24 protein-coding genes and 3 pseudogenes are annotated in these 26,398 nt (G+C 72.2%); 8 read left to right on the plus strand and 19 right to left on the minus strand.

The genetic code is table 11. The annotated features are described in order from the left end of the window. Positions 1-122: 122 nt before the first annotated feature. Positions 123-1,091 carry an extracellular catalytic domain type 1 short-chain-length polyhydroxyalkanoate depolymerase gene (locus ACWDAK_RS11700; protein ID WP_427394830.1) on the plus strand — a complete coding sequence of 323 codons (969 nt, stop codon included), beginning with the start codon at positions 123-125 and terminating at the stop codon, positions 1,089-1,091. A gap of 175 nt (positions 1,092-1,266) precedes the next feature. Here ACWDAK_RS11700 and ACWDAK_RS11705 read toward each other — a convergent pair whose 3' ends face one another. The 4 genes from ACWDAK_RS11705 to ACWDAK_RS11720 all read right to left on the minus strand — a co-directional run bounded on the left by ACWDAK_RS11705 (position 1,267) and on the right by ACWDAK_RS11720 (position 4,026). After that, a complete protein-coding gene (locus ACWDAK_RS11705) occupies positions 1,267-1,833 on the minus strand; it encodes a GNAT family N-acetyltransferase (protein ID WP_344637550.1) in 567 nt (188 codons plus the stop codon). Next, positions 1,827-3,179: an ATP-grasp domain-containing protein gene (locus tag ACWDAK_RS11710; RefSeq protein ID WP_427394831.1), complete on the minus strand. Its 1,353-nt coding sequence runs from the start codon at positions 3,177-3,179 to the stop codon at positions 1,827-1,829. The genes ACWDAK_RS11705 and ACWDAK_RS11710 overlap by 7 nt, the downstream gene beginning before the upstream one ends. Positions 3,180-3,399: 220 nt before the next feature. Further along, positions 3,400-3,528, minus strand: coding sequence for a hypothetical protein (locus ACWDAK_RS11715; RefSeq protein ID WP_344637548.1), 129 nt, complete (start codon positions 3,526-3,528; stop codon positions 3,400-3,402). Between the two features lie 120 nt (positions 3,529-3,648). Further along, entirely contained in the window at positions 3,649-4,026 is a 378-nt protein-coding gene (locus tag ACWDAK_RS11720) for an HAD family acid phosphatase (protein WP_344637547.1), read from the minus strand. 450 nt (positions 4,027-4,476) lie between these two features. Between ACWDAK_RS11720 and ACWDAK_RS11725 the strand changes: the two genes are divergently transcribed. Both ACWDAK_RS11725 and ACWDAK_RS11730 read left to right on the plus strand, forming a co-directional pair. Then, a complete protein-coding gene (locus ACWDAK_RS11725; RefSeq protein WP_427394832.1) occupies positions 4,477-5,304 on the plus strand; it encodes an LLM class F420-dependent oxidoreductase in 828 nt (275 codons plus the stop codon). A 7-nt stretch (positions 5,305-5,311) separates the two neighbouring features. Next, positions 5,312-5,743 carry a TIGR03668 family PPOX class F420-dependent oxidoreductase gene (locus ACWDAK_RS11730; protein ID WP_344637545.1) on the plus strand — a complete coding sequence of 144 codons (432 nt, stop codon included), beginning with the start codon at positions 5,312-5,314 and terminating at the stop codon, positions 5,741-5,743. 109 nt (positions 5,744-5,852) lie between these two features. Here ACWDAK_RS11730 and ACWDAK_RS11735 read toward each other — a convergent pair whose 3' ends face one another. After that, positions 5,853-6,344, minus strand: coding sequence for an Lrp/AsnC family transcriptional regulator (locus ACWDAK_RS11735; RefSeq protein WP_344637544.1), 492 nt, complete (start codon positions 6,342-6,344; stop codon positions 5,853-5,855). A 183-nt stretch (positions 6,345-6,527) separates the two neighbouring features. On the opposite strand from ACWDAK_RS11735, the gene ACWDAK_RS11740 reads away from it, so the two are divergent. Further along, positions 6,528-8,195 (plus strand): PLP-dependent aminotransferase family protein, encoded by a 1,668-nt coding sequence (locus tag ACWDAK_RS11740; protein WP_344637543.1) that lies wholly within the window; start codon positions 6,528-6,530, stop codon positions 8,193-8,195. A 147-nt stretch (positions 8,196-8,342) separates the two neighbouring features. Here ACWDAK_RS11740 and ACWDAK_RS11745 read toward each other — a convergent pair whose 3' ends face one another. Continuing rightward, positions 8,343-9,254, minus strand: a complete 912-nt coding sequence (locus tag ACWDAK_RS11745; RefSeq protein WP_344637542.1) for a LysR family transcriptional regulator ArgP — start codon at positions 9,252-9,254, stop codon at positions 8,343-8,345. 67 nt (positions 9,255-9,321) lie between these two features. Here ACWDAK_RS11745 and ACWDAK_RS11750 point away from each other — a divergent pair, with 67 nt between their 5' ends. Then, the gene (locus ACWDAK_RS11750; protein ID WP_427394833.1) at positions 9,322-9,933 is read left to right on the plus strand and encodes a LysE/ArgO family amino acid transporter; all 612 of its coding nucleotides are present in this window, start codon (positions 9,322-9,324) and stop codon (positions 9,931-9,933) included. A 133-nt stretch (positions 9,934-10,066) separates the two neighbouring features. Here the strand turns inward: ACWDAK_RS11750 and ACWDAK_RS11755 are convergent, their stop codons facing one another. After that, positions 10,067-10,672 (minus strand): TetR/AcrR family transcriptional regulator, encoded by a 606-nt coding sequence (locus ACWDAK_RS11755; protein ID WP_427394834.1) that lies wholly within the window; start codon positions 10,670-10,672, stop codon positions 10,067-10,069. A gap of 49 nt (positions 10,673-10,721) precedes the next feature. Here ACWDAK_RS11755 and ACWDAK_RS11760 point away from each other — a divergent pair, with 49 nt between their 5' ends. Further along, the gene (locus ACWDAK_RS11760; RefSeq protein WP_344637539.1) at positions 10,722-11,276 is read left to right on the plus strand and encodes an HXXEE domain-containing protein; all 555 of its coding nucleotides are present in this window, start codon (positions 10,722-10,724) and stop codon (positions 11,274-11,276) included. A 206-nt stretch (positions 11,277-11,482) separates the two neighbouring features. Here ACWDAK_RS11760 and gndA read toward each other — a convergent pair whose 3' ends face one another. Further along, positions 11,483-12,922: an NADP-dependent phosphogluconate dehydrogenase gene (gene gndA / locus ACWDAK_RS11765; RefSeq protein ID WP_427394835.1), complete on the minus strand. Its 1,440-nt coding sequence runs from the start codon at positions 12,920-12,922 to the stop codon at positions 11,483-11,485. Positions 12,923-13,462: 540 nt separating this feature from the next. Beyond that, positions 13,463-14,857: an MFS transporter gene (locus tag ACWDAK_RS11770; protein ID WP_344637537.1), complete on the minus strand. Its 1,395-nt coding sequence runs from the start codon at positions 14,855-14,857 to the stop codon at positions 13,463-13,465. A gap of 628 nt (positions 14,858-15,485) precedes the next feature. Here ACWDAK_RS11770 and ACWDAK_RS11775 point away from each other — a divergent pair. Beyond that, the gene (locus ACWDAK_RS11775) at positions 15,486-16,529 is read left to right on the plus strand and encodes a zinc-dependent alcohol dehydrogenase family protein (RefSeq protein ID WP_427394836.1); all 1,044 of its coding nucleotides are present in this window, start codon (positions 15,486-15,488) and stop codon (positions 16,527-16,529) included. A gap of 81 nt (positions 16,530-16,610) precedes the next feature. On the opposite strand, the gene ACWDAK_RS11780 is transcribed toward ACWDAK_RS11775, so the two are convergent. Next, positions 16,611-18,320 carry a peptidase M16 family protein gene (locus ACWDAK_RS11780; RefSeq protein ID WP_427394837.1) on the minus strand — a complete coding sequence of 570 codons (1,710 nt, stop codon included), beginning with the start codon at positions 18,318-18,320 and terminating at the stop codon, positions 16,611-16,613. Between the two features lie 28 nt (positions 18,321-18,348). Continuing rightward, positions 18,349-19,275: a hypothetical protein gene (locus ACWDAK_RS11785; protein WP_344637534.1), complete on the minus strand. Its 927-nt coding sequence runs from the start codon at positions 19,273-19,275 to the stop codon at positions 18,349-18,351. A 179-nt stretch (positions 19,276-19,454) separates the two neighbouring features. Here ACWDAK_RS11785 and ACWDAK_RS11790 point away from each other — a divergent pair, with 179 nt between their 5' ends. Continuing rightward, on the plus strand, positions 19,455-19,895 hold the full coding sequence (locus tag ACWDAK_RS11790; protein WP_344637533.1) for a hypothetical protein: 441 nt from the start codon (positions 19,455-19,457) through the stop codon (positions 19,893-19,895). A gap of 264 nt (positions 19,896-20,159) precedes the next feature. Here the strand turns inward: ACWDAK_RS11790 and ACWDAK_RS11795 are convergent, their stop codons facing one another. The 8 genes and pseudogenes from ACWDAK_RS11795 to ACWDAK_RS11830 form a co-directional block, all read right to left on the minus strand. Next, entirely contained in the window at positions 20,160-21,110 is a 951-nt protein-coding gene (locus ACWDAK_RS11795; protein ID WP_427394230.1) for a 3-hydroxyacyl-CoA dehydrogenase NAD-binding domain-containing protein, read from the minus strand. An 18-nt stretch (positions 21,111-21,128) separates the two neighbouring features. Further along, a pseudogene (locus tag ACWDAK_RS11800) lies at positions 21,129-21,868 on the minus strand (acetoacetate decarboxylase). Between the two features lie 183 nt (positions 21,869-22,051). Further along, a pseudogene (locus tag ACWDAK_RS11805) lies at positions 22,052-22,270 on the minus strand (enoyl-CoA hydratase-related protein); the annotation flags it as partial. A 29-nt stretch (positions 22,271-22,299) separates the two neighbouring features. Beyond that, complete coding sequence (locus tag ACWDAK_RS11810) at positions 22,300-23,517, minus strand: CaiB/BaiF CoA transferase family protein (protein ID WP_427394231.1); 1,218 nt, start codon at positions 23,515-23,517, stop codon at positions 22,300-22,302. A gap of 84 nt (positions 23,518-23,601) precedes the next feature. Continuing rightward, a pseudogene (locus ACWDAK_RS11815) lies at positions 23,602-23,754 on the minus strand (hypothetical protein); the annotation flags it as partial. A gap of 435 nt (positions 23,755-24,189) precedes the next feature. Continuing rightward, a complete protein-coding gene (locus ACWDAK_RS11820) occupies positions 24,190-24,531 on the minus strand; it encodes a hypothetical protein (RefSeq protein WP_427394232.1) in 342 nt (113 codons plus the stop codon). A gap of 365 nt (positions 24,532-24,896) precedes the next feature. Beyond that, positions 24,897-25,874: a M56 family metallopeptidase gene (locus tag ACWDAK_RS11825; protein WP_427394233.1), complete on the minus strand. Its 978-nt coding sequence runs from the start codon at positions 25,872-25,874 to the stop codon at positions 24,897-24,899. Between the two features lie 11 nt (positions 25,875-25,885). Beyond that, positions 25,886-26,266 carry a BlaI/MecI/CopY family transcriptional regulator gene (locus ACWDAK_RS11830; protein ID WP_427394234.1) on the minus strand — a complete coding sequence of 127 codons (381 nt, stop codon included), beginning with the start codon at positions 26,264-26,266 and terminating at the stop codon, positions 25,886-25,888. Between the last annotated feature and the right edge of the window lie 132 nt (positions 26,267-26,398).

The following is a 26,398-nucleotide window of genomic DNA, read 5'->3' on the forward strand; positions in this document are numbered from 1 at the left end:
TGCCTGACACGCACTGAGCGCGGGTCGGGCAACAGGTCGCCTGCTCCGGGGCGCGGGTGGATGCTGTTGCGGGTGATGCCCACTGACCCGTACCGACCAGTCCACCGACGGAGGTGCCGACCATGTTGCGAATCCCTGTCCTCGCCGCGCTCCTGAGCCTCGCCTGTTGCGGTGCGGCCGCCGGCGTGCCTCAACCGGGAACAGCCGTCGATCAGACGGCTTCCCCCACCCCGGCCGGCTGTCTGACCCCGCCGCCCGTCGCTCCGGGTGAGACCGCGACACAGACGCTGACGTCCGGCGGGCAACAGCGGAGCTACCTCGTCCACGTGCCCGCCAGCTACCGGAACACCGAACTGACACCGCTGATCCTGGCCTTCCACGGTTCCGGTGAGAGCGACACGCAGATCGAGTCGTACAGCGATCTGTCGGCCCTGGACGCCATCGTGCTGTATCCCGAGGGGACCACCGGCACCAACGGCGAGACGTCCTGGGAAGGCGCGCCCTACTCGTCCGGCGCCGACGACGTACGGTTCGTCGAGGACCTGCTCGACCGGACGCAGCAGCAGTTCTGCGTCGACCAGGGTCGGATCTACGCGACCGGGAAGTCGAACGGCGGTGGCTTCACCGCCCTGCTCGCCTGCCAACTGCCGAGCCGGATCGCCGCCTTCGCGCCCGTCGCGGGCGCCTACTACCCGGAGACGACGCAAGGCTGCCCAACGAGCCCGCCCGTGCCGATGCTCGAGTTCCACGGCACCGCTGACCCGGTCATCCACTACGACGGGGGAACCAGCCACGGTGAGCAGTACCCTTCGATCACCCAGTGGTTGGGCACCTGGACCGAGAAGGACCAGTGTCCGGCGGGGAGCCGGCGCAGCATCGGCTCGGACGTGGTCGAGTTCGACTGGACGCCATGCGCCCAGGGCACCGAAGTCACCCACTACCAGGTGATCGGTGGCGGCCACACCTGGCCCGGAGCGGTGGCGCCGAGCGGCCCGGGGCACACGACGCAGACGATCTCGGCGACCGCGGTCATGTGGGACTTCTTCACCCGGCACCCGCTCAACCGGCCGACACGCCCTGGCGGAAGGTGACGAACGGAGCGGAGCCGCAGCCCGCGCGTTCGCCGATCCCGCCCTTCCAGCGGGGGCGGGTCCGGGCCGCGTACGCCCGGTGGGGAACACGCGGGCAAGGAGGGAACCCGGGCCCTGCCCGCGCACCGCATGTTGCGCACAGGGACTGCGGGCCCGGCCGGTGGCAGCTCACGGTTCACCGGAGCAGCGGGATCTCGCCCAGCTCATGGACGCAGCGTGGTCGGGACCGGCGCACGGCCATCTCGAAGAGCGCCCCTGAGCGATTGCCGGTGACCGTTCTGACCCACTGCCAGCCGTGGGCGCGGTAGTAGGCGTGCAGACCCGCGTTGTCGCTCCAGGCGTTGGTGCGGACCAGCTCGGCGCCCGCGCCTGCGGCCCGCCATCGGGCCCAGTCGGTCAGGTGTGCGCCGATGCCCCGGCCGGCGTAGCGGCGGTCGACGATGAAGCGGCTGAAGTAGCGTGCGGGGTCCGCCAGTTCCTGCGGCGTCCAGAGCAGGCGGCTCCCGGTCGGCCGGTCCGTGACGGTGGCCACCGGCTCGCCGTCGGGCTCCAGCAGCGCCACCACGGTGGCGGCCCGCTCGATCCAGACGAGACTGCGGGTGGCGTCGAAGGGATCGGACCACTGGCGCGAGCCGTGCTGCCGGGCGATCCAGGCGGCGGCCTCGGTGCGCAGCGCGGCCAGTCGGTCCAGGTCGGCCGGTACGGCCGCGCGGACGTACAGCGGAGGCGGCGCGCTCAGCACGGCTCGAGTGTGAACTGCGCGTGCAGCGCGTCCACCAGTTGGCGTCCGTGGGGGCGGAGAGTGCTCCCGTCGGGTGTGGTCAGCGAGTAGCGGGCGACGAGGCGGGCCAGTGGTGCGCCGGGGTGCAGTACTGTGCCCGCACTTGGCAGTTGGAGCAGGACGCAGTCGTCCGTTCCGCATTCCAGCAGGCCGAAGCCGTCGCCGCAGCGGTGCAGCAGGCCGTCCTTGAGCCGGTGCACGCCGCCGGTCGGCGCCGCCAGGACTCGGGCGGGAGCACCGGTGTGCCGGATCACCAGCTGGCAGCCGCCGGCCGGGTCCAGGCCGGGATCGGCCCGGGTGGTGAGGCCGTACCGCTCCAGGACGTGCCGCAGCGAACTGGGCAGCGCGTTCTCCGCCAGTTCGAGCTCGCCCAGCAGCCAGGTCGACCCCTGCATACGGCAGTTGGCCTCCAGCAGCAGCGGCTGATCCCCGCACAGGACGAAGTCCGCGCCGAACAGGCCCCGGTATCCCAGGCCGGCGAGCTGCCGGCCGATCCGCTCCACCACGTCACGGGCACGGGAGAGCGCGAGCGGCGGCAGCAGCGCGGGCGCCTCGAAGTCGCAGCCGGAGTAGGCGCCGAACGGTGCGCCGATGCCGTCGGTCCGGGTCAGCTGAACGGAGGCGCGCAGTACCGAGACCGCGTCGTCCGCCGAGACCAGCCCGTGGATGTTGACCGGGACTCCCTCGGTGTACTGGCTCACCAGCCAGGGGCCGGTGGGCGTGATCCGGCCGAGGTCCTCCGCTCCGGTGACGAGGTGCGTGCCCCGGCCGTTGGAACCCCTCGGCGTCTGCACGACGTAGCTGTGGCCGAACCGGCGACGCAGCACCAGGTGGTCGAGGTCGCCGACGACGGTGTCGAGCGGCGTCCGCGCTCCGATCGATCGGAACCACTCACGCTGCGCGATCTTGTCGGACAGGACGCTGACGGCGGGCGGGGAGTACGGGAGCACCAGACGGGCGCCCAAGTCCTCCAGTGCGCTCTGCCAGCGCGGCTTCAGTGCCAGATAGGAGATCAGACCGAGTTCGCGTCCCCGCCAGGTGCCGCCGTCGGAGCCGGGGAGCCGGCGCACCAGGTCGTCGATCCCCGCCGAGGTGACCGTGTTGTCACGGACCCGGGTGAGCTTCTCCAGGGAGTGGAACTCGGCGTCGAACTGGCCCTCCCAGGCCTGATCCGCCGCCTCGACGCTGAGTACGTGCGAAAGGCATCCGGCTCGCAGCAGCGGCAACAACAGGAACGGACGGGCGGCGAGGGCGAGACCGGGCCGGACCGTTAACCGGCGGATCGCTTCGTCGTAGGAGGTGATCACCAGGCGATTATGGGGACCGGCGAAGGCGGCCCGTGTCCCGCGCGGTGCCGGTGGCGGCGGCACGGCTGGCGGGCGTTGGACGCCGACACGCACAGCCGTCACCCTTGGGGACACCGCGCCCTGTTGACGACCCGGACGAAGGCACGGATCGGCGGATCCGTCGGTTGCCACCGGCGGCAGGTCCGCCGACTCCCCGGCAGGGTCCGGCGGGCGCGGGACCTCACCCGCCGAGCAGCAGCCGCTCCAACGCCGCCCGGGCGCGGGCGTCGGAGCGGGCCCGGGCGGTGACGGCCGCCGCCAGCTCGCGCGTCCACTCGTCGAGCGGGACCGGCCGTCGCGACAGCACCATCTGCCGCTCGACGTGACGGCCGTCCGCCCCGGTGCGGACCAGGCCTCCGCCCCGATGCCCGGTCGGCCCGGCGGAGAGGCACCTTCTCCACCGGGCCGGCCGATCGCGTCGGGCTGGTGCTCAGGAGAGCCGACCGTTGTACGAGGGCAGCTTGAAGCCCTTCTCGTAGTAGCCGCCCTCGAAGTCGGTGGACCGGTTGCCGATGTTGGCGGTGATCCGGTAGCCCTTGTTGGTGAGCTCCTCCCGGCAGCGGGCCTTGCCGCCGTCCTTGCTCTCGCCGTGCTGCCGCGTGCAGATGGCGTCCACCGGGTATCCGGCGTCGGTCAGTTCCTGGCGGGCGGACGACGAGGAGGTGCGGGCCGTGACGAACAGGACGGACATGTTGTGGTCCTTCGCCCACTGGGCCACTCTGAGCACCGGCACGTTGGCGTTGCCCGGGTGGTAGTGCGTCTCCAGCGCGGTGTTGTGGTGAACAGGCGGTCGGTCGCCCGAGGCCATGGTTGCGCTCGGTGCGGGGCGCCGCACCTGTGGGAGGCCTTTCGGCTGGTCTTCTGCGGTCCGCTTCTGGGAACGCGGAGGATGACGACCGTCCGTCTCCCCCTGGGCAGGCCCGGGAGCTGAACTCCGGACGGGCTGCGGAGAGGCGAGAACGCCCGTGGCCCGCTCCGGGTTCACCCGGTCGGCCGCGCGGGGCGAGCGCCTGGTGGCGACGGACGGCAGATCCGCCGAGACTGCCGATTGCGGGTTGATGGGCGCGCCGGCCGTCGTGGCGGGGCGGGCCGCCGGGAGGCCCGTCCCGCCAGGGAGTTCATGGACGGCCCGGGAGTGCTGTCGCCGTACCTCCGACCCCGGTCCGGGGTCGGAGGTACGGCCTTCGGTTTCGCCGGGAGGTACCGCCACCCCGGCGGGTGCCGGTGGTGAGGGAACCCAGTTGAAAGGATGGCGCCGATGCATTTCGGGGTCTCGACGTTCGTCACCGACGAGGGCATCGCACCGGTCGCGCTCGGCCGTGCGCTGGAGGAACGCGGGCTGGACTCGCTGTTCCTGGCCGAGCACACCCACATCCCGGCCAGCCGGGAGACGCCGTACCCCGCCGGCGGCGAGCTGCCACGGATGTACTACGGCACGCTGGACCCGTTCCTGACCCTGGCCGCCGTCGCGGCCGTCACCAGCAGGCTGCGGTTGGGCACCGGGATCGCCCTGGTGGTCGAGCGCGACCCGATCACCACCGCCAAGGAGGTCGCCACCCTCGACCTGATCTCCGGTGGGCGGGCCGACTTCGGCATCGGCGCCGGCTGGAACCTGGAGGAGATGCGCAACCACGGCACCGATCCGCACACCCGCGGCCAGCTGTTGGACGAACGGGTGCGCGCCATGCGGGAGTTGTGGACCAAGGAGGTGGCCTCCTTCGACGGAGAGCTGGTGCGCATCGAACCGTCGTACTGCTGGCCCAAGCCGGTGCAGCAGCCGCACCCGCCGATCTGGGTCGGCGGGAACAGCCCGCGCACCTTCCGGCGGATCGCTGAGTACGGTGTCGGCTGGCTGGTGGTCGGCCTGTCGCCCGGACAACTGGCCCAGCGGATCGCGGAGTTGCGAGAGGTGGCGGGCCCCGAGAAGCAGGTGCTGGTGTACCTGACGCGACACCAGGAGGAGCAGGTCGACGAGTTCCTGAAACTCGATGTAGCCGGAGTGCTGTTCCAACTCCCGACAGTTCCCGAGGAGCAGACCATGCCGTTGCTCGACCGGTTCGCCGAGCTCGCCGCCGCGCGCCGCTGACCGGCCCGTGCCCGAACTGACGGCAGGAGAAGCCCGGCGGCGCTTCGCGGCTGCCAGGGTCGCCGTGCTGGCCACCGTGGACCGGGACGGCCGTCCGCATCTGGTCCCGGTCACCTTCGCCGTCGCCGACGACCGGGTGGTGACCGCCGTCGACCGCAAGCCCAAACGCACCCCGCGGCTGAAGCGGCTGGCGAACATCGCGGCGAACCCGGCCGTCTGCCTGCTGGTGGAGCACTGGGACGAGGACTGGCGGCTGCTGTGGTGGGCCCGGGCCGACGGCGAGGCCCGCCTGCTGCCGGACCCTGAGGCAGTCGAACACGCCGCCGCCGTCGGCCTGTTGACCGCCAGGTACCCGCAGTACGCGGACCTGCCGCCGGACGGCACCGTTATCGAGGTGGCCGTCCGGCGCTGGCTCGGCTGGTGTGCCGGCCCGAGCTGAGAGGGTGCGGCCGCCGGGGGAGTTCGCAGGTGTCATGCTCCGGTGGGGGCCAGACGGTCCAGCCGGCCGTGGCGATCTCCGTCTCGATCGCCACTCGCTCGTCTCGCGGTCACCGCCCCGACGCCAGGTACCGGCGGCCCGCTATCTGCTCGAAGATCAGGTTGGTTCGGGTCTGGGCCACCGCCGGGTGGGTGGTGAGGTTGTCCACGACGAAGTCGCGCAGGGCCTCGGGGCCGGCGACGCCGACGTGGAGCAGGTAGTCGTCGGATCCCGCCATGTGGAACACCGCCAGGACGCCGGGAAGCTCGGGGGCCGCGCTCCGGAAGCTCTCGTTCTGCTCCCGGGTGTGCGCCCGGAGCCGGACCGAGATCATCGCCTGCAACGGCAGTCCGATCGCGGCGGGGTCCACCTCGGCGCGGAAACCGCGGATGATCCCGCGGTCCTGCAGTGCGCGTACCCGGGCCAGGCAGGTCGAGGGGGCGATGCCCACCGCCTCGGCCAGCGCGTTGTTCGGCACCCGGGCGTTGCCGGCGAGGGTGCGGATGATAGCCCGGTCCACGTCGTCGATGGACGCCCGCCGGTTCTGCGGATTATTCGGCACGCCCTCCAGGATCCCCGCAGATACCGTCGATTTGCAAGACAACACGCGTCTGCACCGAATTTCATTCGGGAGACCTTTCGCAGAACGTCGAGAAGTTCCATCCTTGCCGCGAGCGGCGAACGCCCCTCCGCCGTTCCCCCGTGCTGCGGATCGGCCGACCAGTGACCCCGGAGTTCCGTGCCCATGAGCCCGACCGCCACCTTCGCCGCCGCGCCCGCCGTCGACCCGGGGCCCGACCTGGACGACCGCGACTTCGAGCTCCCGGCGAGCGGCCTGGACGACGCCCGGCGACTGCGCGCCCTCGACACGGTGGACGAGTACCTGACCCGGAAGCGCCGGCACCTGGTCGGCTACCAGGCCACCCAGGACATGCAGGGCTGCGCGCTGGATCTGGCCCGGTTCATGCCGAACAACATCAACAACCTCGGCGACCCGTTCCAGAGCGGCGGCTACAAGCCGAACACCAAGGTCATCGAGCGCGCGGTGCTCGACTACTACGCGAAGCTGTGGAACGCCGAGCGGCGGTACGACCCGGCCGACCCCGAGTCGTACTGGGGCTACATGCTGTCCATGGGCTCGACCGAGGGCAACATGTACGCGCTCTGGAACGCCCGGGACTACCTGAGCGGCAAGGCGCTGATCCAGCCGCCGACAGCCCCGTTCGACGCCCTGCGATACGTCAAGGCCCGCCCCGACCGGAGCAACCCCAACGCCCACCGCCCGGTGGCGTTCTACTCCGAGGACACCCACTACTCCTTCGCCAAGGCAGTCCGGGTGCTGGGCGTCGAGACCTTCCACGCCGTCGGCCTGGAGCTCTACCCGGACGAGTGCCCGCTGGTCGACCCCGCCACGGGGCGCCGCGAGTGGCCCACCGAGGTGCCCTCCAGCCCCGGCCCCTCGGGCCAGTCCTGGGACGGTACGGGCGAGATAGACGTCGACGCCCTCACGGTGCTTGTCGAGTTCTTCGCCGCGAACGGGCACCCGGTCTTCGTCAACCTCAACCTCGGCAGCACCTTCAAGGGCGCCCACGACGACGTCCGCGGGGTCTGCGAGCGCCTGCTGCCGATCTTCGAGAAGCACGGCCTGATCCAGCGCGAGGTGGTCTACGGCACCGACCCGAAGACCGGTGAGCCGCTGGTGGACCTGCGCCGGGGCTTCTGGATCCACGTGGACGGCGCCCTCGGCGCCGGCTACGCGCCGTTCATGCGGATGGCCTCCCAGGACCCGGCGGCCTACGGCTGGGCCCCCGAGGCGGAGCTGCCGCAGTACGACTTCGGCCTCACGCTGCCCACCCGGGAGTTCGGCGACCTCGACATGGTCTCCTCGATCGCGATGAGCGGCCACAAGTGGCCCGGTGCGCCGTGGCCGTGCGGCATCTACATGACGAAGGTCAAGTACCAGATCTCGCCGCCGTCCCAGCCGGACTACACCGGTGCGCCGGACACCACCTTCGCCGGTTCCCGGAACGGGTTCTCCCCCCTGGTCATCTGGGACCACCTTTCCCGGCACTCCTACCAGGACCAGGTGGACCGGATCCGCAGCGCCCAGGAGCTGGCCGGCTACCTGGAACGGCGTCTGCGTGAGATGGAGCAGGAACTGGGCGTCGAGCTCTGGCCGGCACGAACCCCGGGCGCCATCACGGTGCGCTTCCGCAAGCCCAGCCCCGAGCTGGTGGCGAAGTGGTCGCTGTCCTCGCAGGACGTGCTGATGGTCCCGGGCGACGAGTCGACCCGCCGCTCTTACGTGCACGTCTTCCTGATGTCCTCGGTCGACCGGACGAAGCTGGACGCCCTGCTGGCGGAACTCGCCGACGACCCCGCCATCCTGGGCCTGCCCACCCGGATGCCGTGACCACCGGCCGGGGCCTCCCGGCGGCGTCGGGGCGTCGACAGTCCACGCTGCCGTCGGGATGTTGACGATCCGAGCTGGAACATCCCGCCCCGGAACGGTCCGCGCCGGCTCGCGAGCCGCCCGGTCGTAACCGCGTGGGGCGGTCGACTACGCCAGCGCCAGCGCCGCTTCCGCGGCCACCGCCGCGGCGACGGCCGCCAGCGCGGGCGAGTCGAGACGCCACTGCTGCCAGTGGAGCGGGACCTCGACCGTGCGGCCCGGGAGGAACTCGACCAGCGCACCGGCGCGAAGCCGGGGTTCGGCCTGGCCGCGCGGGACGAGGCCCCAGCCGAGGCCGGCCGTCACCGCGTCCGCGAAGCCCTCGCTGGACGGAACGTAGTGCCGCAGCAGGCTTGCGCTCTGACCGCCGGTCAGCTCCCGGGCGAAGGCGTCCTGCAACTCGTCGCGACGGTCGAAGCAGACCACGGGGGCGTCCGGCAGCAGCAGGGCCGGGTCGCCGTCGAGCCAGCGGGCGGCGAACTGCGGTGCGGCGACCGGGAGGTAGACCATCGCGCCGAGCCGGCGCACCGAGCAGCCGGCCACCGGATCGGGCGAGGAGGTGACCGCCGCCATCACCTCGCCCGCGCGCAGCAGGGCGGTGGTGTGCGCCTCGTCCTCGCGGCGCAGGTCGACGTGGATCCGCGCGTCCCGCGCGAGCGAGGCCAGCGCCGGTACGAACCAGGTCGCCAGCGAGTCCGCGTTGACCGCGATCGGCAGCCAGGAGGGCCCCGACGACTCGCCGTCCTCCCCGCCCTCGGCCATCCCGAGCGCGGTACGCGCATCGCCTTCCAGGCGGGTGAGCTGACGTCCGAAGCGCACCACGATCTGCCCGGACTCGGTGGCCCGGACCGGTCGGGTGCGGGTCAGCAGCACCCGACCGGTGCGCTGCTCCAGCGCCTTGATCCGCTGGCTCACCGCGGAGGGCGTGACGTGCAGGGCCGCGGCGGCGGCGTCGAAAGTGCCTTCGTCGACCACCGCGAGCAGGGTCTGGACCAGGTCATGGGGCAGCTCGCTCTTCATGGGTGCTAATGATACGTAAAAATCTTTAGCTGGCCTTATGCGGAATCCGCTGCCTACGGTGGCGCCCATGGGAAACACGCTCACTGCCGCCGTGGCCGGATTCGGGACCGGCATGTCACTCATCGTCGCCATCGGGGCGCAGAACGCCTTCGTCCTTCGCCAGGGCGTCCGCCGGCAGGCGGTGCTGCCGGTGGTCGTGATCTGCGCGGCCTCCGACGCGCTGCTGATCGCCTGCGGCGTGGCCGGACTCGGTGCACTGGTCACGGCGTGGCCGACGGGGCTGACGGCGGTGCGCGTGCTGGGCGCGGCCTTCCTGCTCTGCTATGCCGTGATCGCCGCGCGCCGCGCCCTGCGGGCCTCCAGCCTGGAGGGCGGCGGACCGGCCGTCAGTTCCCGGCGTCGCGCGGTGCTCAGCTGTCTCGCGATGACCTGGCTCAACCCGCACGTCTACCTCGACACGGTGCTCCTGCTCGGCGCCGTCGCGGCCACCCACGGCACGCTGCGCTGGCAGTTCGCGCTCGGTGCTGCACTGGCCAGCCTCTGCTGGTTCGCCGCGCTGGGCTTCGGTGCCCGACTGCTCGCCGGCTTCTTCCGCAGGGCCTCCTCCTGGCGGGTCCTGGACGCCCTGGTCGCTGCGACGATGCTGTTCACCGGCCTGTCCCTGGCGGCGGGAGCCTGACGTCCGCGAACTCCCGACGGCGGACGGCTCCGGCCGTCCGCCCGGCCACGGGGGAGCGGGAGGGCGGAGCGGCTGCCGAGCTGCCGCGCGGCCGGCGGGGCCAAGTCCCGGGCGGTGCGGGCGCGGTGCGCACTCAGGACGGAGGGAGCTCGATCGCCTTGCAGGCGGCCGCGGCCAGGGTGTCGGCGGTGGCGTCGGAGAGCTGCCCGGTGAGTAGCCAGTGGTAGATGAGCGGGCCGAACAGCAGGTCCCGGATGGTGTCGGGGGCCAGGGCCGGGTTCAGCCGGCCGTCGGCGATCCCCTGCTCGATCAACTTGGTGATCAAGGCGTCGCGGGGATTGAGGTAGTGCTGCCGCAGGGGAGCGGCGAGTTCGGGGCGGCGGCCCGCTTCGGCGTGCACGGCCAGGACGGCCCGTCCGAGCGGGGAGCCCGCCAGCCGTAGCGCGAACCCGACGGCGAGTTCCCTGAGATCGTGCACCGCGTCGCCGCTGTCCGGTGCTTCCAACGGCGGCACCGCGTGGATGAGGGCGTGCACCACCAGGTCGTCCCTGGTGGGCCAGCGCCGGTAGACCGCGGGACGGCCGACCCCCGCGCGCGAGGCGACCGCCTCGATGGTGAGTACGCCGTATCCCGGCTCGATCAACAGCTCGACGGTGGCCGCGATGACGGCCTGGTCGACGTCGGTGCTGCGCGGGCGGCCGCGGCGCGGGCGCGCATCCCTCTTGCTTTCCTCGCTCACTCGATGAATATTACGTTACGGCTCGTAACGTAATCTAGGGAGGGTGCTGATGGTCAGCAAGAAGGTCACCTGGGGGCTCCTGCTGGCGTGGGCGGTCAACGATGCCGAGGAGTGGTTCACCATGGCGCCGTGGTCCCGGCGGTACGGCGGCCAGGCGCGGGGGAGGGTTCCCGGCCCGGTGTGGCTCCGGCGCGAGATCTCGCCCGCACAGGCCCGTACGGCCATCTCGCTGATGGGAGTGATCATGCTCGCGGCCTCGGCGGACGGAGACCGGACAGCGGGGCGCTCGCGCTTCTTCCAGGCGGCCCTGGCCGCCTTCGGGCTGCACGGGGTCGGGCATCTGGCGCTGAGCGCCCGGCACAGGGGTTACACGCCGGGGGTGGTCACCGCGCCGACGGTCGTCCTGCCGTTCTCGCTGTGGGCATGGCGCGAGCTGGGCCGAGCCGGGGTGCGCCGCAGCGCGGCGGGTGCCGTACGCGACGCGGCCGTGCTGCTGCCGGCCTCGCTGGCGGCCGTCCACCTGGCCGCGGGTGTGCTGACCGGTGAGGCCCGCCGCCGCGGCGTGAACGGACGGGCGACCTCCCGAGCGGACCGGCTCGGCTAGGCGGGCCGAGGAGTGGACACGGCCTGGTCGTCGACGGGCGTCAACGACCAGGCCGGCTGCGGGTGTTCCCCCGGTGGTCGGTGAGTCGGCCCGGCCTCGGGGCGGGCACCCGCCTGCCTGTGCGGCGGAGGTCTCCTCCGCGGGGGACCGAGGTGAGGTGGCTCGGTCCGGGCGGCCTCCGGGTGGCCGGGACCACGGCCGTGTCGTCACACCTCGGTTTCGGGGCGGCCGGGTTGCGCCCAGTGGGTGTGGAAGGTTCCCGGGCGGTCGGTGCGTTGGTAGGTGTGGGCACCGAAGTAGTCGCGCTGGCCCTGGATGAGGGCGGCGGGCAGGCGTTCGGCGCGCAGGGTGTCGTAGTAGGCCAGGGCGGCCGAGAAGGCGGGCGTGGGGACACCGCGGTGGGCGGCGGAGGCGACGACCTCCCGCCAGGGAACCTGGGCATCGGCGATCTCCGCGGCGAAGGTCTCCTCCGCCAGCAGGCTCACCAGGCCCGGATTGGCGGCGTGGGCGGCCCGGATCCGGTCGAGGAAGGCGGCACGGATGATGCACCCGCCGCGCCAGATCCTGGCGACCGCGCCGAGGTCGATGTCCCAGCCGTACTCGGCGGCCGCGTCCCTGATCATCGTCCAGCCCTGGTCGTAGGCGATGACCTTGGACGCGTACAGCGCATGCTCGACCTGCGAGACGAAGCGGTCGGCCTCGTCGTGGCGCACCGGCGGGCGGGTTCCGCCGGGCATGGCGCGGTAGGCGGTGCGCAGTTCACCGCGGCTGGAGGCGACGCGGGCGAAGGTGGCCTGGGCGATGGCGGTGACCGGGGAGCCGAGGTCGAGCGCGGTCTGCACGGTCCAGCGGCCGGTGCCCTTCTGGCCGGCGGCGTCCGCGACGATGTCGATGAAGGGCTGCCCGGTGGCCGCGTCGGTGTGGGCGAGGATGTCGGCGGTGATCTCGATCAGATAGGAGTCCAGGCGCCCCTCGTTCCAGCCGCGGAAGATCTCCGCGATCTCGGCGGGGGTGTGGTCGGTGACCTGGCGCAGCAGGTCGTACGCCTCGGAGATGAGCTGCATGTCGGCGTACTCGATGCCGTTGTGGACCATCTTGACGAAGTGGCCGGCGCCGTCGGAGCCGATGTGGGTGCAGCACGGCTCGCCGTCGACGTGCGCGCTGATGGTCTCCAGCATCGGCCCCAGGACGGCGTACGCGTCCACCGAGCCGCCGGGCATGATCGAGGGGCCGTTGAGGGCGCCCTCCTCGCCGCCGGAGACACCGGTGCCGACGAAGTGGATGCCGCGCTCGCGCAGCGCGGCCTCGCGGCGGCGGGTGTCGGCGAAGTGGGCGTTCCCGCCATCGATGATCATGTCGCCGGGTTCGAGCAGCGGGGTGAACTCGTCGATGACGGCGTCGGTCGCCTCGCCGGCCTTCACCATGATCATCATTCGGCGGGGGCGCTCCAGGGCCGCGACGAACTCCTCGATCGACTCGGCGGGAACGAAGGCCCCCTCGTGGTTGAACTCCTCGATGAGCTCCCGGGTACGGGCAGGTGTGCGGTTGTGGACGGCGACCGTGTATCCGTGGTGGGCGAAGTTCCGGGCCAGGTTACGGCCCATCACCGCCAACCCGGTGACGCCGATCTGGGCACGTGCCTGCATGGTGCCTTCTCCTCCGTCTGTGCTGCGTCCGTCTGTGCTGCGTCGCGAGGCTCCGGGCCGGCAGATGTGGGCGAGCCCCACACGGCGGCCGTGCCTCCACAGTGGCTGCTCGCGGTCCGCCCCGCGACTGGGAGCCGGTGACGTCGGGTATGCCCGGCCGCCCGTCCTCGGCCGTGGGTGACCGGGAGGCGGCCTTCCGCGCCGGTGCGCCGCCGAGCCGGTCGTCGTAGCCGACGGTTGCACCGAGCCGGTGATCGCCCCGAGCCGCGACCCCCGACGCCCTGGCGGCGGTCGAGGTGGCACCCACGGCCGAGCTGACGACACCCTGCTGCGCTGGACGGGGTACTCGGTGCGAAAACGGGCTGCAGTGCGGTGGTTGGACGGCGGTGGCGCGCTCGGGCGTTGCTAGGCGAGGGGCACGGGCCCTGCGACCGGGGGCGGATGGTCCTGGACCGTGACCACGGCCTGCCGGGCGGCGCTTCGATCTCGCGGAGGCGTCGCTCGCGTCGTCGAGGAGGGACTGGAAGTCGCGGTCCCCGCTCAGGACTCCGCCGCAGTGGGCCGGGCCGACGCGGTGGTGAACGCGAGGACCGCGAAGACCAGCAGGACGGCGGACGCCGCCACGAAGCCGGCGCTGGCGGGGGTCAGATGGAGGGCCAGGGTGACCGCGGCGACACCGAGGGCGGTGCCCAGGCCGCGGGTCATGTTGACCATGCCGCCGCCGGTTCCGGCGGCGCTGCGCGGCAGCGCGTGCATCACCACGGCGTTGTTGGCCGGGATGAACACCCCGAGCGCCAGGCCGAGCAGGAGGAGCGGCACCGGCAGCAGCACCGCGTCGACCGGCAGCAGGATGAGCAGGACCAGCGCCGCGACGCATCCCGCCGCGCCCGCTCGGCTGCGCCTGCGGTCGTCCCAGCCCAGTGGCAGCGCACGCTCGGCCAAGGTCGCGGCCAGGGCGAACCCGACCGGCAGGGCGGTGAGGACCAGCCCGGCGGTGAGGGACGAGAGCTGTCGGCGGGCGAGTTCGACGGGCACGAGCACCAGCGGTCCGAACAGCACCAGGTATCCGCACAGTCCGCCGAGCAGACCGGATCCGACCGGGCCACGGCGCAGCAGGTCCAGGTCGATCAGCGGATCGCGGTGCCGGGCCTGACGGCGCAGGAAGGCCCAGCTCGCGACGGCCGCGGCGGCGCCCAGGGCGGCGGCGGTCCATGCCGGGGTGCCGAGTCCGGAGACGACGGACAGGGCGAGCAGGGCGGAGGTGGTGGCGCCGGCCAGCAGGGCGACGCCGGCGGCATCGGTACGACGGACGCGGGCGCGTTCGCGGGTGCGGGGCAGCAGGTAGTGCCCGGCGATCAGGGAGAGGACGCCGACCGGGACGTTGATCCAGAAAACCCAGCGCCAGCCGAGGGTGGCGACGATGGCGCCGCCGACGGTCGGTCCGAGGGCGAGGCCGATCGCCTGGCCGGCGGCCTGGATGCCGAGGGCGGCGCGCATCCTGCCCGGCGGGGCGCTGGTGGTGACCAGGGCGACGCTGTTGGCCTGCATGAGCGCGGCACCGACGGCCTGCACGAGGCGGAAACCGACCAGGGCCGCCAGAGTCGGAGCCAGGCCGCAGGCGGCGGAGGCGAGGGTGAAGACGGCGAACCCGTACAGGTACATGAGCTTGCGGCCGTGCATGTCCGAGAACCGGCCGATCGGTACCAGCAGGGCCACGAGCGTGAGCAGGTAGGCGAGCGAGACCCACTGCACGGCGGCGAGCGTGGTGTGGAACTCGTCGCGCAGCGCCTGGTAGGTGAGGGTGACGATGCTGGCGTCGAGCTGGCCCATGAAGGCGCCGAAGCAGACGGTGAGCACGGCGAACCGCCACGCTCCCGCATGGCTGCGGACGGCCTCGGGTCGCGGGCGTTCGACGGTGAGAAGCGTACGGATCATCGGTGCGGCCGGTCGGGTGTCGGGGCGGCGTGAGCGGACCGCCATCGGCGTTCCCCCCTCGGCGAGTGCCCTGCGGGTCGGAGGTCGGTGGGCCTCGACGGCAGCAGGCTGCCCCAAGGCATCTCACATCCTGATATTACATCGCCATCAGACATAATCGGAAGGGGAGGTAGTGGGGCGGGAGTGACGGGCGCCGGGCGGGCCCGCCGCCGGCGCCTGCCGTGGCGCGGTTGCGAGCGGTCTCCGAGCCGGTCCACGGCGGTGGTTCCGCTGCGCGCGGGACGCACCACAGTACATCGGTCACCGATTGAATTGGTGACCGAACCTCGTCGGCGCGCCCTGTCCGCCGGGACGCGCCGACGCCCGCCGGACGGGCGTGACCACGCGGGGTGCGGCGGAGGCCGCCGGGCGGGCAACGGCGCGTGCTGAAGGGGCAGCTCGATGGTCGCCGGGAAGGTGAGCAGTGCGACGGCCGGGCTCAGGACACCGGTGGCGTGCTGTGCGCTGCGGGCGCGCCGGTTCAGTCCCGGAGTCGGCCGAGCCATGGCACGCATCGCCACCCGGGGGAACCCTGGAACTGAGGGGGCGGTACGCCGCCTGCTCGATGGCCGACGGAGGTGATCGGAGCATGAAGGCGCTGACCTATCACGGACCTGGCTGTCGCATCTGGGGCGAGGTGCCCGACCCGGTGGTCCGGGTGCCGGAGGACGCCGTCGTCCGGGTGGACGCGGTCACCATCTGCGGCACCGACCTGCACATCCTCAAGGGCGACGTCCCCGAAGTGACCGACGGCCGGGTCCTCGGCCACGAAGCCGTCGGCACCGTCGTCGAGACCGGCCAGGGCGTACGGACCGTGGCCGACGGCGACCGCGTGCTGGTCTCCTGCATCTCCGCCTGCGGCCGCTGCGCCTACTGCCGACGCGCCGTCTACGGCCAGTGCACCGGCGGTGGAGGCTGGATCCTCGGCCACCGGGTCGACGGCACCCAGGCCGAGTACGTCCGCACCCCGTTCGCCGACAACTCGCTGTACCGGCTCCCCGACAGCGTGGCCGACGAGAGCGCACTGCTGCTCGCCGACATCCTGCCCACCGCCTTCGAAGTCGGCGTCCGCAACGGCGGCGTCGAGCCGGGCGACACGGTCGTGATCGTCGGAGCCGGGCCCATCGGGCTCGCCGCGATCACCACCGCCCGTCTCTACAGCCCGGCCCGGATCATCGCCGTCGACCTCGCCGCGAGCCGCCTCGCCGCCGCCAAACGGGTCGGCGCCGACGCGACCGTGGACGCCGCCAGGGCCGACGAACGCACCATCCGGGCCCTCACCCCCGACGGACTCGGCGCGGACGCCGCCATCGAGGCCGTCGGAACTCCGGAGACCTTCGAACTCTGCACCCGAGTGGTGCGCCCCGGCGGCCGGGTCGCCAACGTGGGCGTCCACGGCAGACCGGCCACGCTCCACCTCGAAGACCTGTGGGGCAGGAACATCACCATCACCACCGGACTCGTCGACACCAGCAGCACACCGCTGCTCCTCGACATGCTCGCGGGCCACCGGCTGGATGTGGCAGACCTGGTCACCCACCGCTTCGGGCTGGACGAGATACAGGACGCCTACGAGATGTTCGTCGAGGCCGGGCGGCACGACGCCCTGAAGGTCGCCCTGTTCCGGACCTGACCGAGCCCCTCCGCGGGCCGGTGCCGGCCCCGCGGAGGAGCTTCCGGACGGTCGGGACGGCCGCCTCCGCCGCGAGGAGGATCACCCCCCAGCGGCCTTCCTGAGCCGCCGTCGCCGCAGCACGGAGCGGATCAGCGCGGCCTCCACCGCGCCCATCACGCCGTAGAGGACGTACGTGGCCGGGTCGGTGAGCATCGAGGTGTCGCCGGCCGCCCCCGCCACCGCGAAAGCGAGGATGACGCCCCAGACCCAGGCGGCGGCGGTGAACACGGTCAGCATGAAGCGCTGCACCTTGGTGAAGGGCGGTCCGGCCGGTGCGGCTTTCGCGGCCTGCGCGGCGGCGGTTCTGGGGGCGGCCGGGCGCTGCTGACGGGGCGGCATGCGGACCAGGGCGTGGGCGGGGACGGCGGCGTCGACCATGGCGAGGGACTGCACGTCGACGTCGAAGCAGCCGGGTTCGAGCTGGATGGTGATGCCGTCCGTGCCGATCAGCCGGCGGCCGCCGTCGGGCCAGTTGAGCACGGCCGCGCAGGCGTCGTACCGCACGGTGGCGGCGCCCTCGTCGTCGACCAGGCTGACGCCCTCGGGGCCGAGCACGAGATCCGGGGCGTCCTTCTCCCGGGAGCGGTGGCGCTTGCCGGCGACGGCCACCGACGAGGTGGTCGGCGCGGCGGTGTACCCGGCCCAGTCCGCGCGGCGGCCGTTCGGCACCCGCAACAGCCCTGCGGCGTGGGCCTGTCGGGCGACGGCGTGGACCTCCTCCGCGGTGGTGGACCAGAGTTCGGCGCGCAACTCCTCGATGGTGCGCGGCGGCAGTCCGCTGAGCAGGTCGGCGGCGAGGCCGGAGAGCCGGCCGGCCTCGGCGTCGGGCTGGGTGTACTCCTCGTCGACCCGCCTGCGCAGCGCGTCGAGTTCGTGCTGCGGCACGCCCACGGCGGCGAGGCGGGCGAGCACGTCGACGAAGCCGCCGAGCACGGCGTCCTGCTGCTCGGGCAGTGCGTCGGCGAGCGCGACCACGGTGGACCAGCCGTCGCCGCGGTGGGCCTGGGCGGCGGTGGCGGTGTACGAGTAGCCGCCCTCCTGCCGCAGGACGCGGAAGAGCTCGCGGTCGAGGCAGGCCGCGTACAGCGCGGTGGCGGTGGACCGCGGCAGGACGGTCTCGAAGAGCACCTGCCCCTTGCCGCCGGAGAAGTACGCGGGCGTGACGGGAAGCGCGGAGGTGGCGGCGGGGACCGGCATCCGCCGACCGGGCCGCAGCGGCAGGCGCAGCCCCTGGGGCAGCCGCTCGCCGGCCACCCAGAGCGCGGCGTTGCCCTGGGTGAACCAGGTGTCGGCCCACTGCTGCACGGCCCGCTCGTCGACGCCGTGCAGCCCCCACTCCGGGTAGCTGCACAGACCGTGGCTCTGCGCGCCGTACCGCCACTGGCCGGTGGCCTCGGCGGCGCCAGGCGAACGGCCGGCCTCCTCGGTGCGCAGGATGTCCTTCTCGGTCTCCAGCCGCTCCATCGGAAGGGCGGTCAGCGACTGGCAGACGCTGAGCAGGAAGGAGCTGACGTCCGCTTCGGTGCCCTCCAGATGGAAGTGCGTGTGCAGCGGGCCGGTGGTGCCGTTGAGGTGGTGGTCGGCGACACCGCTGCGGTACAGCGCGAGGTGCTCCACGAGGTGGGTGACGCCGTGCCGGGCCAGGGTCTCGTCGGCCCAGCCGACCCGGAAGACCAGGCCGGCGGCGAACCGTCCGGGGCGCTGGACGAAGACGGCGGGAACGCCGTCGACCTCGAACTGGTGGATCACGGTGGAGCCTCCGGCAGTGGGGAGCACGTCAGCCCTGGGCCAGGGCGCGGTCGCGGTGTTCGGTGAAGACGGCCTCGGCGTCGCCGCCGAGGAGCGCCCAGGGGTAGGTGTGGCCGTACGGGCCCATGGCGCGGAAGTGCGCGGCGGCGGCCCGCTGGTCGTCGGCGAGCGAGGCGAGCATGGCGAACATGCTGTGGGCGGTGATGAAGCCGTAGCGGGCCCGGCAGGCGGGGTGCAGCACCGAGGCGGCGGCCTCGGCGAGCTCCTGGCGCACCTGGGGGCGCCGCAGGTACTCGGGCCGGTCCTGCGCGGCGAAGCTGCTCCACCGATCGACGTGGTACATCGCCACGATCGCGCCGCCCAGCCCGCCCGGCGGGGCCTCGCGCAGGCACGCCTGGGCGAAGGCGTGCGCCGCCTCCCAGCTGCCGCCCCACTTGGGTAGCAACTGCTGGAGGCGGTTGCGCTGGCCGCCGTACGGCGAGGGGCTCGCCTTGGCGAGGTTGCGGTAGCGGCGCTCGGACTCGCTCTGGCCGAGTGAGAGGCCCATCGCGGTGGTGATCCGCATCGTCCAGGCGAGGGCATGGCCGGGGTCGAGCGCGGTGGCCCGGATGAGCAGCTGCTCGGCCTGGTTGAGGTGGGCCCGGAAGCCCGCCCACCCCTCCGGGGTGACGCCCTTGGCGGGGGCGTCGGTGCGGGCGTCCCAGGCGAGGTGGGTGTGCCGGCCGGCGAGCAGGGCGGTGGCGAGCAGGTTGTGCGGCTGGTACTCCAACACCCGGCCGAGCAGCTGTTCGACGCCCGCGATCTCGCTGAGGGTGTCGGCGAGGACGACGATGCCGTAGGGGTCGGGTTCCTCGGCGAACAGGGTGTCGATGGCCTGCCAGTCACCGGCCACGGCGGCGTGGTGAAGCCGCGTGAGCTCGGGGACGACGGCAGCCGGGTCGAAGACGGGGCGCATGGCGGCGATCGTAGAGGCCTCGATCCGAAGAATAGTTCGGGTGAAATTCGGTCATAGTCGGGCAATGGCACCGTCTTGTGCCAAGTTTTTACGGAACCGTTCCCTCCGGTTGTGTTTGATCTGCCTACGCTTCCGACGCCTGATCGGACATCAGTGCGATCACCGACCCAAGGAACAACATGAACAACAAGCGTCGGCAGCAGCTGCTCGAGGTCGCCAACCCCCTGCTCACCGCCGGCGAGCAGGTCGAGCTGGCGACCCTCGTCAAGGTCGGCTCCGTCTCCGTGAAGCGCAAGATCGCGACCGCCGCGGTGGTCGGCGTCCTGACCGCCGGCACGGTGATCGCGACGGCGAGCCCGCGCCCGATGTACCTGGCGATGACCAATCAGCGCATCCTCTTCTTCGAGGTGGACGGACTGACCGGCAAGCCGAAGAAGCTGCTGATGGTCGTGCCGCGCGAGCTGGTCACCGCGACCCCGGTCGCCAAGGCGCTGCTCGGCCTCGGCCGGGTCACGCAGCTGGAGATCGACGGCCAGGAGCGGGGCCTGAAGGTGCTCTTCCCGCCGGCCACCAAGGCCGATGCCGCCGGTTTCGTCGCGGCGCTCGGCACTGCGGTCTGACCCCGTCCCGCCGCGCCGCCACCGGGCGGCGCGGCGGGTCCGCGGCCTGAGCGCCGCGGCAGGACGGAGACGTCCAGGACCGTGAAGTCCCGGTGGACGGCGCCCGATTCGCATCGATCGCCGCGAGCCGGCGCGATGCACGGGCGGACGGCGGGTGCCCGGTCGACGGCAGAGCACCGGATGGCGCGCCGGCCCGGTCCCGGCCTCGTAGTCCGGCCGGGCGCTGCCTGAGACGGCGCCCGGCTCGTTCGGGTGCGGTCCGGCTCAGGCCAGGCCGAGGGCGCGCATCACCTTGATCTGCGCCTCGTCCCGGGCGGACTCCAGCTCCTCGACCGACGCGCCGAAGTCGGCTTGTTCGGAAAGGAGTTGGACGGTTGCCTGGTCGGGTTTCGGGGTGCCGAGGTCACGCCACATGCCTTCGAGGCCGGGGCCGAGGTGTTGCAGGAAGTGCGGCAGGCCACCGGGGCCGCCGCCGAGATGGAAGCTGCGGAAGGGGCCGGCGACGGCCCAGCGCGGACCGATGGACGAGGTGACGATCTCGTCGAGCTCCTGCTCGGTCACCACGCCCTTGACGACGAGGTCGACCGCCTCGCGGAAGAGCGCGGCCTGCAGCCGGTTGGCGACGAACCCCGGCACCTCCCGGCGCAGGACCTGCGGCTTCTTGCCGAGCGCCGTGTAGAAGGCGACCGCGCGCCGCACGGTGTCCGGATCGGTCCGCTCACCGGGGACGACCTCGACCAGCGGAACGAGGTGCGGCGGGTTGAAGGGGTGGCCGATGACCAGCCGTCCGGGGTGCTTCATCGCCTGGGCGATCCCGGTGGCGCGGATGCCGGAAGTGGAGCTGAGCAGCAGGGTGTCCGGACGGGCGGCCTGCTCGATGCGGCCGAAGAGCTCCTGTTTGAAGTCCAGGCGCTCGGGTCCGTTCTCCTGGACGGCGTCCGCATCGGCGACCGCCCGGTCCAGGTCGGCCTCGAAGCGCAGGTTGCCCTCGAGGCCTGCGGTGGGGAGACCGAGCGCGCGCAGGCCGGGGACGGCCTGACGCAGCTGGTCGTGGACGACCCTCTCCACGTCGGGGAGCGGGTCGTTGACGGTGACGGTCAGGCCCCTGGCGAGGAACAGGGCGGTCCACGAGGCACCGATGACCCCGGCGCCGATGACGGTGACGCGCCGGACGGTCTCCGGAGGGCCGGCGGTGGCGGCGGGAGTGTCGTTCATGGTGGCTCCAGGGGGACTTCACCGGGTGAGGTAGTCGTGGACGGGCTCGGGCGGCGGAAGGGTGAGGTCGGTCAGGACGTGGTCGGCGGAGAGGACTTCCAGGACCGGGAGGTCCGCCAGCGGCGCCAGTGCGTGCTGGAACAGCTGCAGCCGGGCGGGACCGGTCCACGCACCCCTCACGGTGATGTCCTCGATCCGGAACCGGACCAGTTCGCAGATCCGCGGCTCGCCGGTGTATCCGGGCAGGATCTTCAGCATGAAGGTGGGACAGCAGATCCCCTCCCGGGCCCGGTCCGCGTCGAGCGGCGCGTGCTTGTAGCCCATGGTGGCGGTGGCGACCCGCAGCGAGCCGTAGTCGAGCGTGCCGACCAGGGTGTCGGAGTCGACGGCCAGTCTCGGTGCACCGAGCTTCTTCGGCTAGGCGCTGATCTCCCGGCCGCTGGCGATGGCCGGGAGGCTGTCCGCGTACATCGCCAGGACGTACTCGCCGCGCTCGCCCTGGTACTCGACCGAGAGCAGCTGGCCGGACTCGGTGTAGTCGCCCAGGCCCGTGGTGTCGGGCATCCGGATGACCTCGAAGCGCGCACGGTCGGCTCGGCGATCCGCAGGGGTTCGGGGACGAGGCGTTCCAGCGGACGCGGGTCGGTGCGGTAGGTGATGGTGAAGTACTCCCGGTCGGTGAAGCGGTACGGGCCGGGAGGGTAGGCGGGGGCGTTCAACGGGGTGGTGAGCTGCTGGGTCACGTCTTGGCTGCGCATGGTCCGACCTGGGTTTCCTCGCGTGGGACGGACGGCTGCGCCCGCAGGCGCAGCCGGTGGCGGCTGGCGGGGGCGAGGTCAGCGGCGCTGCCAGTGCGGCTCCCGCTTCTCCGCGAAGGCGCGGGCGCCCTCCTTGGCGTCTGGGAAGCCAGCACGGGTACGACGATCCGGTCATGCCGCGAATGCCTTGAGGTCCATGCCCGCGCTGAAGACGCCGCCGACGCCGGTGAGGACGCCGACCATGAGGTCGTCGCGGGCATCGAGCTGGTCGAGGGCGGCGGCCAGTGCCCGGGCGGTGGCGCCGTCGATGGCGTTGCGTGCCTTCGGCCGGTCGATGGTGATCACGAAAGTGCCGTCGTGTTCCTCGGTGCGCACCGTGGCACTGTCAGCGGCCTCAGTCATGACGAGGACTCCTTCTCTTCTTCCTGGGTTCAGGCGATGGCTTCCGCCTTGCGCAGGTCCTCGATGCCGGCGTCGTCGAAGCCGAGGTCGCGGAGCACGGCCTCGGTGTGCTCGCCGAGGTCGGGGGCGGGCCGCGGGGGGACCTTCCGTTCCTGGTCCAGCCGCACCGGGCTGTCGATGGTCAGGTGGGGTTCGGCGCTGCCGTCCTCGATGGGTACCAGGACCTGGTTGGCGAGGAGTTGGGGGTCGTGGGCGCACTCCTCGAGCGTCTGGACGATTCCGTAGGTGAGGCCCGCGGCGTCGAGCAGCTCACGCCACTCGGCCAGGGGACGGCTCGCGAACGTCCGGTCCAGCACTTCGACGATCTCGGCGGCGTTGGCGCGGCGGCTCACGGTGTCGGCATGGTGCGGGTTCCTCGCCGCCTCGGGCTGGCCGATGGCCATCAGGAACAGCGGGACCTGCTTGTCCTCGTTGGCGAAGGCCAGCAGCAGCCAGCGGTCGTCCGCCGTCCGGTACACGTTCGCCAGCGCGTTCGGCGGGTGGAACCGGTCGACCGGGCGGGGATGGCGTGCACCGACCAGCATGGCCTGGAGCCATACGCCCGCCGCCCAGGCGCCTTCCGCCAGCAGTGACGCGGTGACCCGCGCCCCCTGGCCGGTCCGCTCACGGCGGTAGAGCGCGGTCATGATCCCGGCGTACAGGCTGATCGCCGTCGCGTGGTCGCCGGCCCCCGACACGTTGATCGCCGGCGGCGCGTCCCGCTGGCGGGTCACGTCCATCAGGCCGCTGCGTGCCCAGTACGCCGTCACGTCGAAGCCGGGAAGGTGCGCGTCCGGGCCCACCTCGCCGAAGCCGGTGACATCGGCGTAGATCAGCCGCGGATTCCAGACGGCCAGATCCTCGTACTCCAGACCCAGCTTGGCCCGCGTCCGTGGCGGGAAGTTGGTCACCAGCACGTCGGCCCAGTTCACCAGCCGTTCGAGCACGGGCCGGGCGCCGGGCGACTTCAGGTTGAGCGCGATGCTGCGCTTGTTGCGATTGTCCAGCTGCCAGGCGTAGTTGACCCCTTCGACCTGGGGGTTGGGAGGCACCCGGGTGAGCGCGCGGTAGGTGTCACCGACGTGCGGTGGTTCCACCTTGACGACGTCGGCGCCGAAGTCGCCGAGCACGGTGGCAGCGGCGGGACCCGCGATGAAGCTGGCGAGATCGACGACGTGCAGCCCCTCCAGCAGGGGTGTGTTCTCCATGACCGATCCTCTCCTCCGGAGGGCTGCGGTACGGCGAGTGCGCTCGCACCCGCGGCGGTCGGCGTCGGTGCGGGGCGTCCCGGCTCAGCGGCTGGGAGCCATCGGCGCGAAGGCGTTGTACCCGGTGATGTCCCGGCCGACGATCAACGCCTGCACGGTGTCGGTGCCCTCGTAGGTGTCGATGGCCTCGATGTCGCACAGGTGCCGGGCCACGTGGTAGTCGAGCACGATCCCGTTGCCGCCGAGAAGTCGCGGACCCGCTGGCGAAGGGCCCGCTGCTCGTCCGTCAGGAGTTCCCCCAGCAGGTAGTAGTCGGAGTGCTCCGGTCCGCCCAGCACCGGCGGCTCAACCTGCCCGTTGCCGCTCGGGACGGCTGCACCCGGGACGCCCTGCCCCTGGCCGGCTCCGGTGGCGTGCGTCGAGTTCATGGCCTGCGCTCCCTCCGGTTCAGGATCGGATTGCGCCACGTCACACAAGCTAGGGGCAGGCGGACGGGCGGCCATCGGGCGCGGGACACCATGTTCCGGCCCGGGCTGGTGCGCACGGACCAAACCGCCAGGTGCGGTGCCGGGATCCGAAGACCAACCCGCGAGCCCCGCAGCGAACAGCACTGCGAGGCTCGGTGTTGCTGCGGTCAACGGATCGCCCTCGATGGTTTCGCCGCGCCGCTACCTAGCACTGCGGAAGCGAATTGGAGCTGAGATTCACGAAGTCACGGGGAATGTAATATCCGCCGGAGCTGGACATCTTGAAGAACGGGTACTGATGCGTAGGGTTCGTCCAGCAGGCGAAAGAAATCTTCTGATCCTTATAGGCCATTCCCATCTTCTGGCTGTCGAGGGATGGGCTGAAGTAAATGCCAGTGTCGCGTATAATCGTCCCCTCGACGCTCGCAGGGGCTTGGGGAGCGGCGAGAATTTCCGCCGCAGACGCAGGTCCAGCGGCCAGCAGGCCTATCGATGCCACAGTCACGATTGCAGCAGTGGCGGGGAATGCGCGAAGGTTCATGTTCATCACGGACACCCTTTGAGCTGGGGGAGACCTTCTTTCCCTGGGTAGCAGACGGTGTCAGGTGCCGCAATCCGGGCTTCAGATCGTGATGCCGGATTACTCCGAGCCCTTCCGATGGCCGGGGGAGAGCCCCCGAGCAATGACGTTTTCCCAACCGGATTCCCTCAGTCACCCCGCCGTCACCAACCTAGCCGCCCCGACCAGCGAGATCGTCACCCGGACACTTCTGAATGCTCCGTAGGTTCCGGACACCTCGTGCCCGAGACTGAGCGCACCGGCGGGCGAACGCCGGTGGCCGCCCGCCCGGCGGCTCAGCGCCCGCCGACCATCGCCGAGGTGCCTTGAACTTCCCCGAGGGCGCGGCGGGTTCAGCCGCGGGACACCGTTCTCTTGGTCAGCTCCAGGAGTGATTCGAGGTCGTGTGATGCCTCCGCGGCACACAGGCCGGTGGCGATGAGCAGGACGATCAGGGCGCTTGAGGACAGCAGGTGCCCGCGGCGGCGCGGGGCGAGCAGGGCGGTGACGCGACGGGGGACCGGACCGGTGCCGCCCGGTCGCAGGCGGTCGAGGACGCCCCGGGCCGCCGCCGCTCCGAGGAAGCCGAAGAGGGGCTGCCGGTTGCGGGCCCGGGTCCGCTTGGCGGCGATGGCCGCCTTGCCGATGGTGCGGGCGACCCGTTCGCGGCTGCCGGTCGCGGCGGCGGCGCTCTCGTCGGCCCAGCGCTCGACGGTGTAGCCGACGGTGTCGGCCAGCGGCCGGAGCAACGGGTTCGCGGCGGCGGCGAGTTGGGCGAAGGCGACGAACAGGTAGTGGTGGTGGCCGAGATGGGCGCGCTCGTGGGCGAGCAGGATCTCGCGTTCGGCGGGGTCGAGGGCTTCCAGCATGCCGGTGGAGACCACGATCCGGCCGGGCCGTCCGGGGAGGGCGTACGCCTCGGCGGCCCGGTCCTCGACGACGACGAGCTGGTCGCGGCCGGGCAGGCAGGCGGCCTCGGTGGCGCAGTCGGCCAGGGCGCGGGCCCGGCGCCACAGCAGGCGGCCCGCCATGGCGGCCGCCACGGCCAGGAGCAGGCCGGCGAGCACGGCGGTGGAGAAGGCGGCGGGGTCGTGGCTCTGGGCCGCGTGCGCGGACCAGTGGTCGTGTGCGAGCCTGGCGAGCAGCGGGATGCGGATCAGCCCGGTGATCGCGAGCATGCCCAGGACCGCCGTGCTCCCGGCGGCCAGCACCAGTGCGCCGACGGTCAGCAGCCAGGTCGCCTGACGGGGCGGCAGCCGCTCGCCGGCTGGGCGGGCGATCAGCGCCGCCAGCAGCGGGAAGAGGAGCGGCAGGTAGACGGCGACGCGCATCCGGGCGGCTCCTACTTCCCCGTGTCCAGCAGCCGGCGCAGCAGCTCCTCGTCGTCGTCGGACAGCTCGTCGACGAAGTGGGTCAGGACGGCCTCGCGGTCGCTGCGCCCGTCCAGGAGCTTGCGCATCTGGCGGGCGGCGAGCCCTGAGTCGTCGGCGACGGGGGAGTAGGCGAAGGCCCGGCCGCGCTTGGTGCGCTGCAGCAGGCCCTTGGAGTGCATGCGGGACAGGGCCGTGACGACGGTGGTGTACGCGAGCCGGCCGTCGAGGCGTTCGCGCACCTCGCCCGGGGTCAGTGCCCCGGGGGTCGCCGCGTGCAGCGCGGCCAGGACTTCGGCCTCCAGCTCGCCCCTGGCCCGGCCCTCGGACGTGCTGGGTTCGTGTACGCCCATGGATTTGATCGCCTCCTCCGCCATCTTCTACCTTCTCGTAGAAGTTCTACGATCTCGTAGAAGTTGCTGCCTGCCCAGATTCTGTCATGCCCGCACACCCCGGGCCGGCTCAGGGCGGCGAACCCAGGAGGA

This window comes from Kitasatospora sp. NPDC001175 (assembly GCF_053598215.1).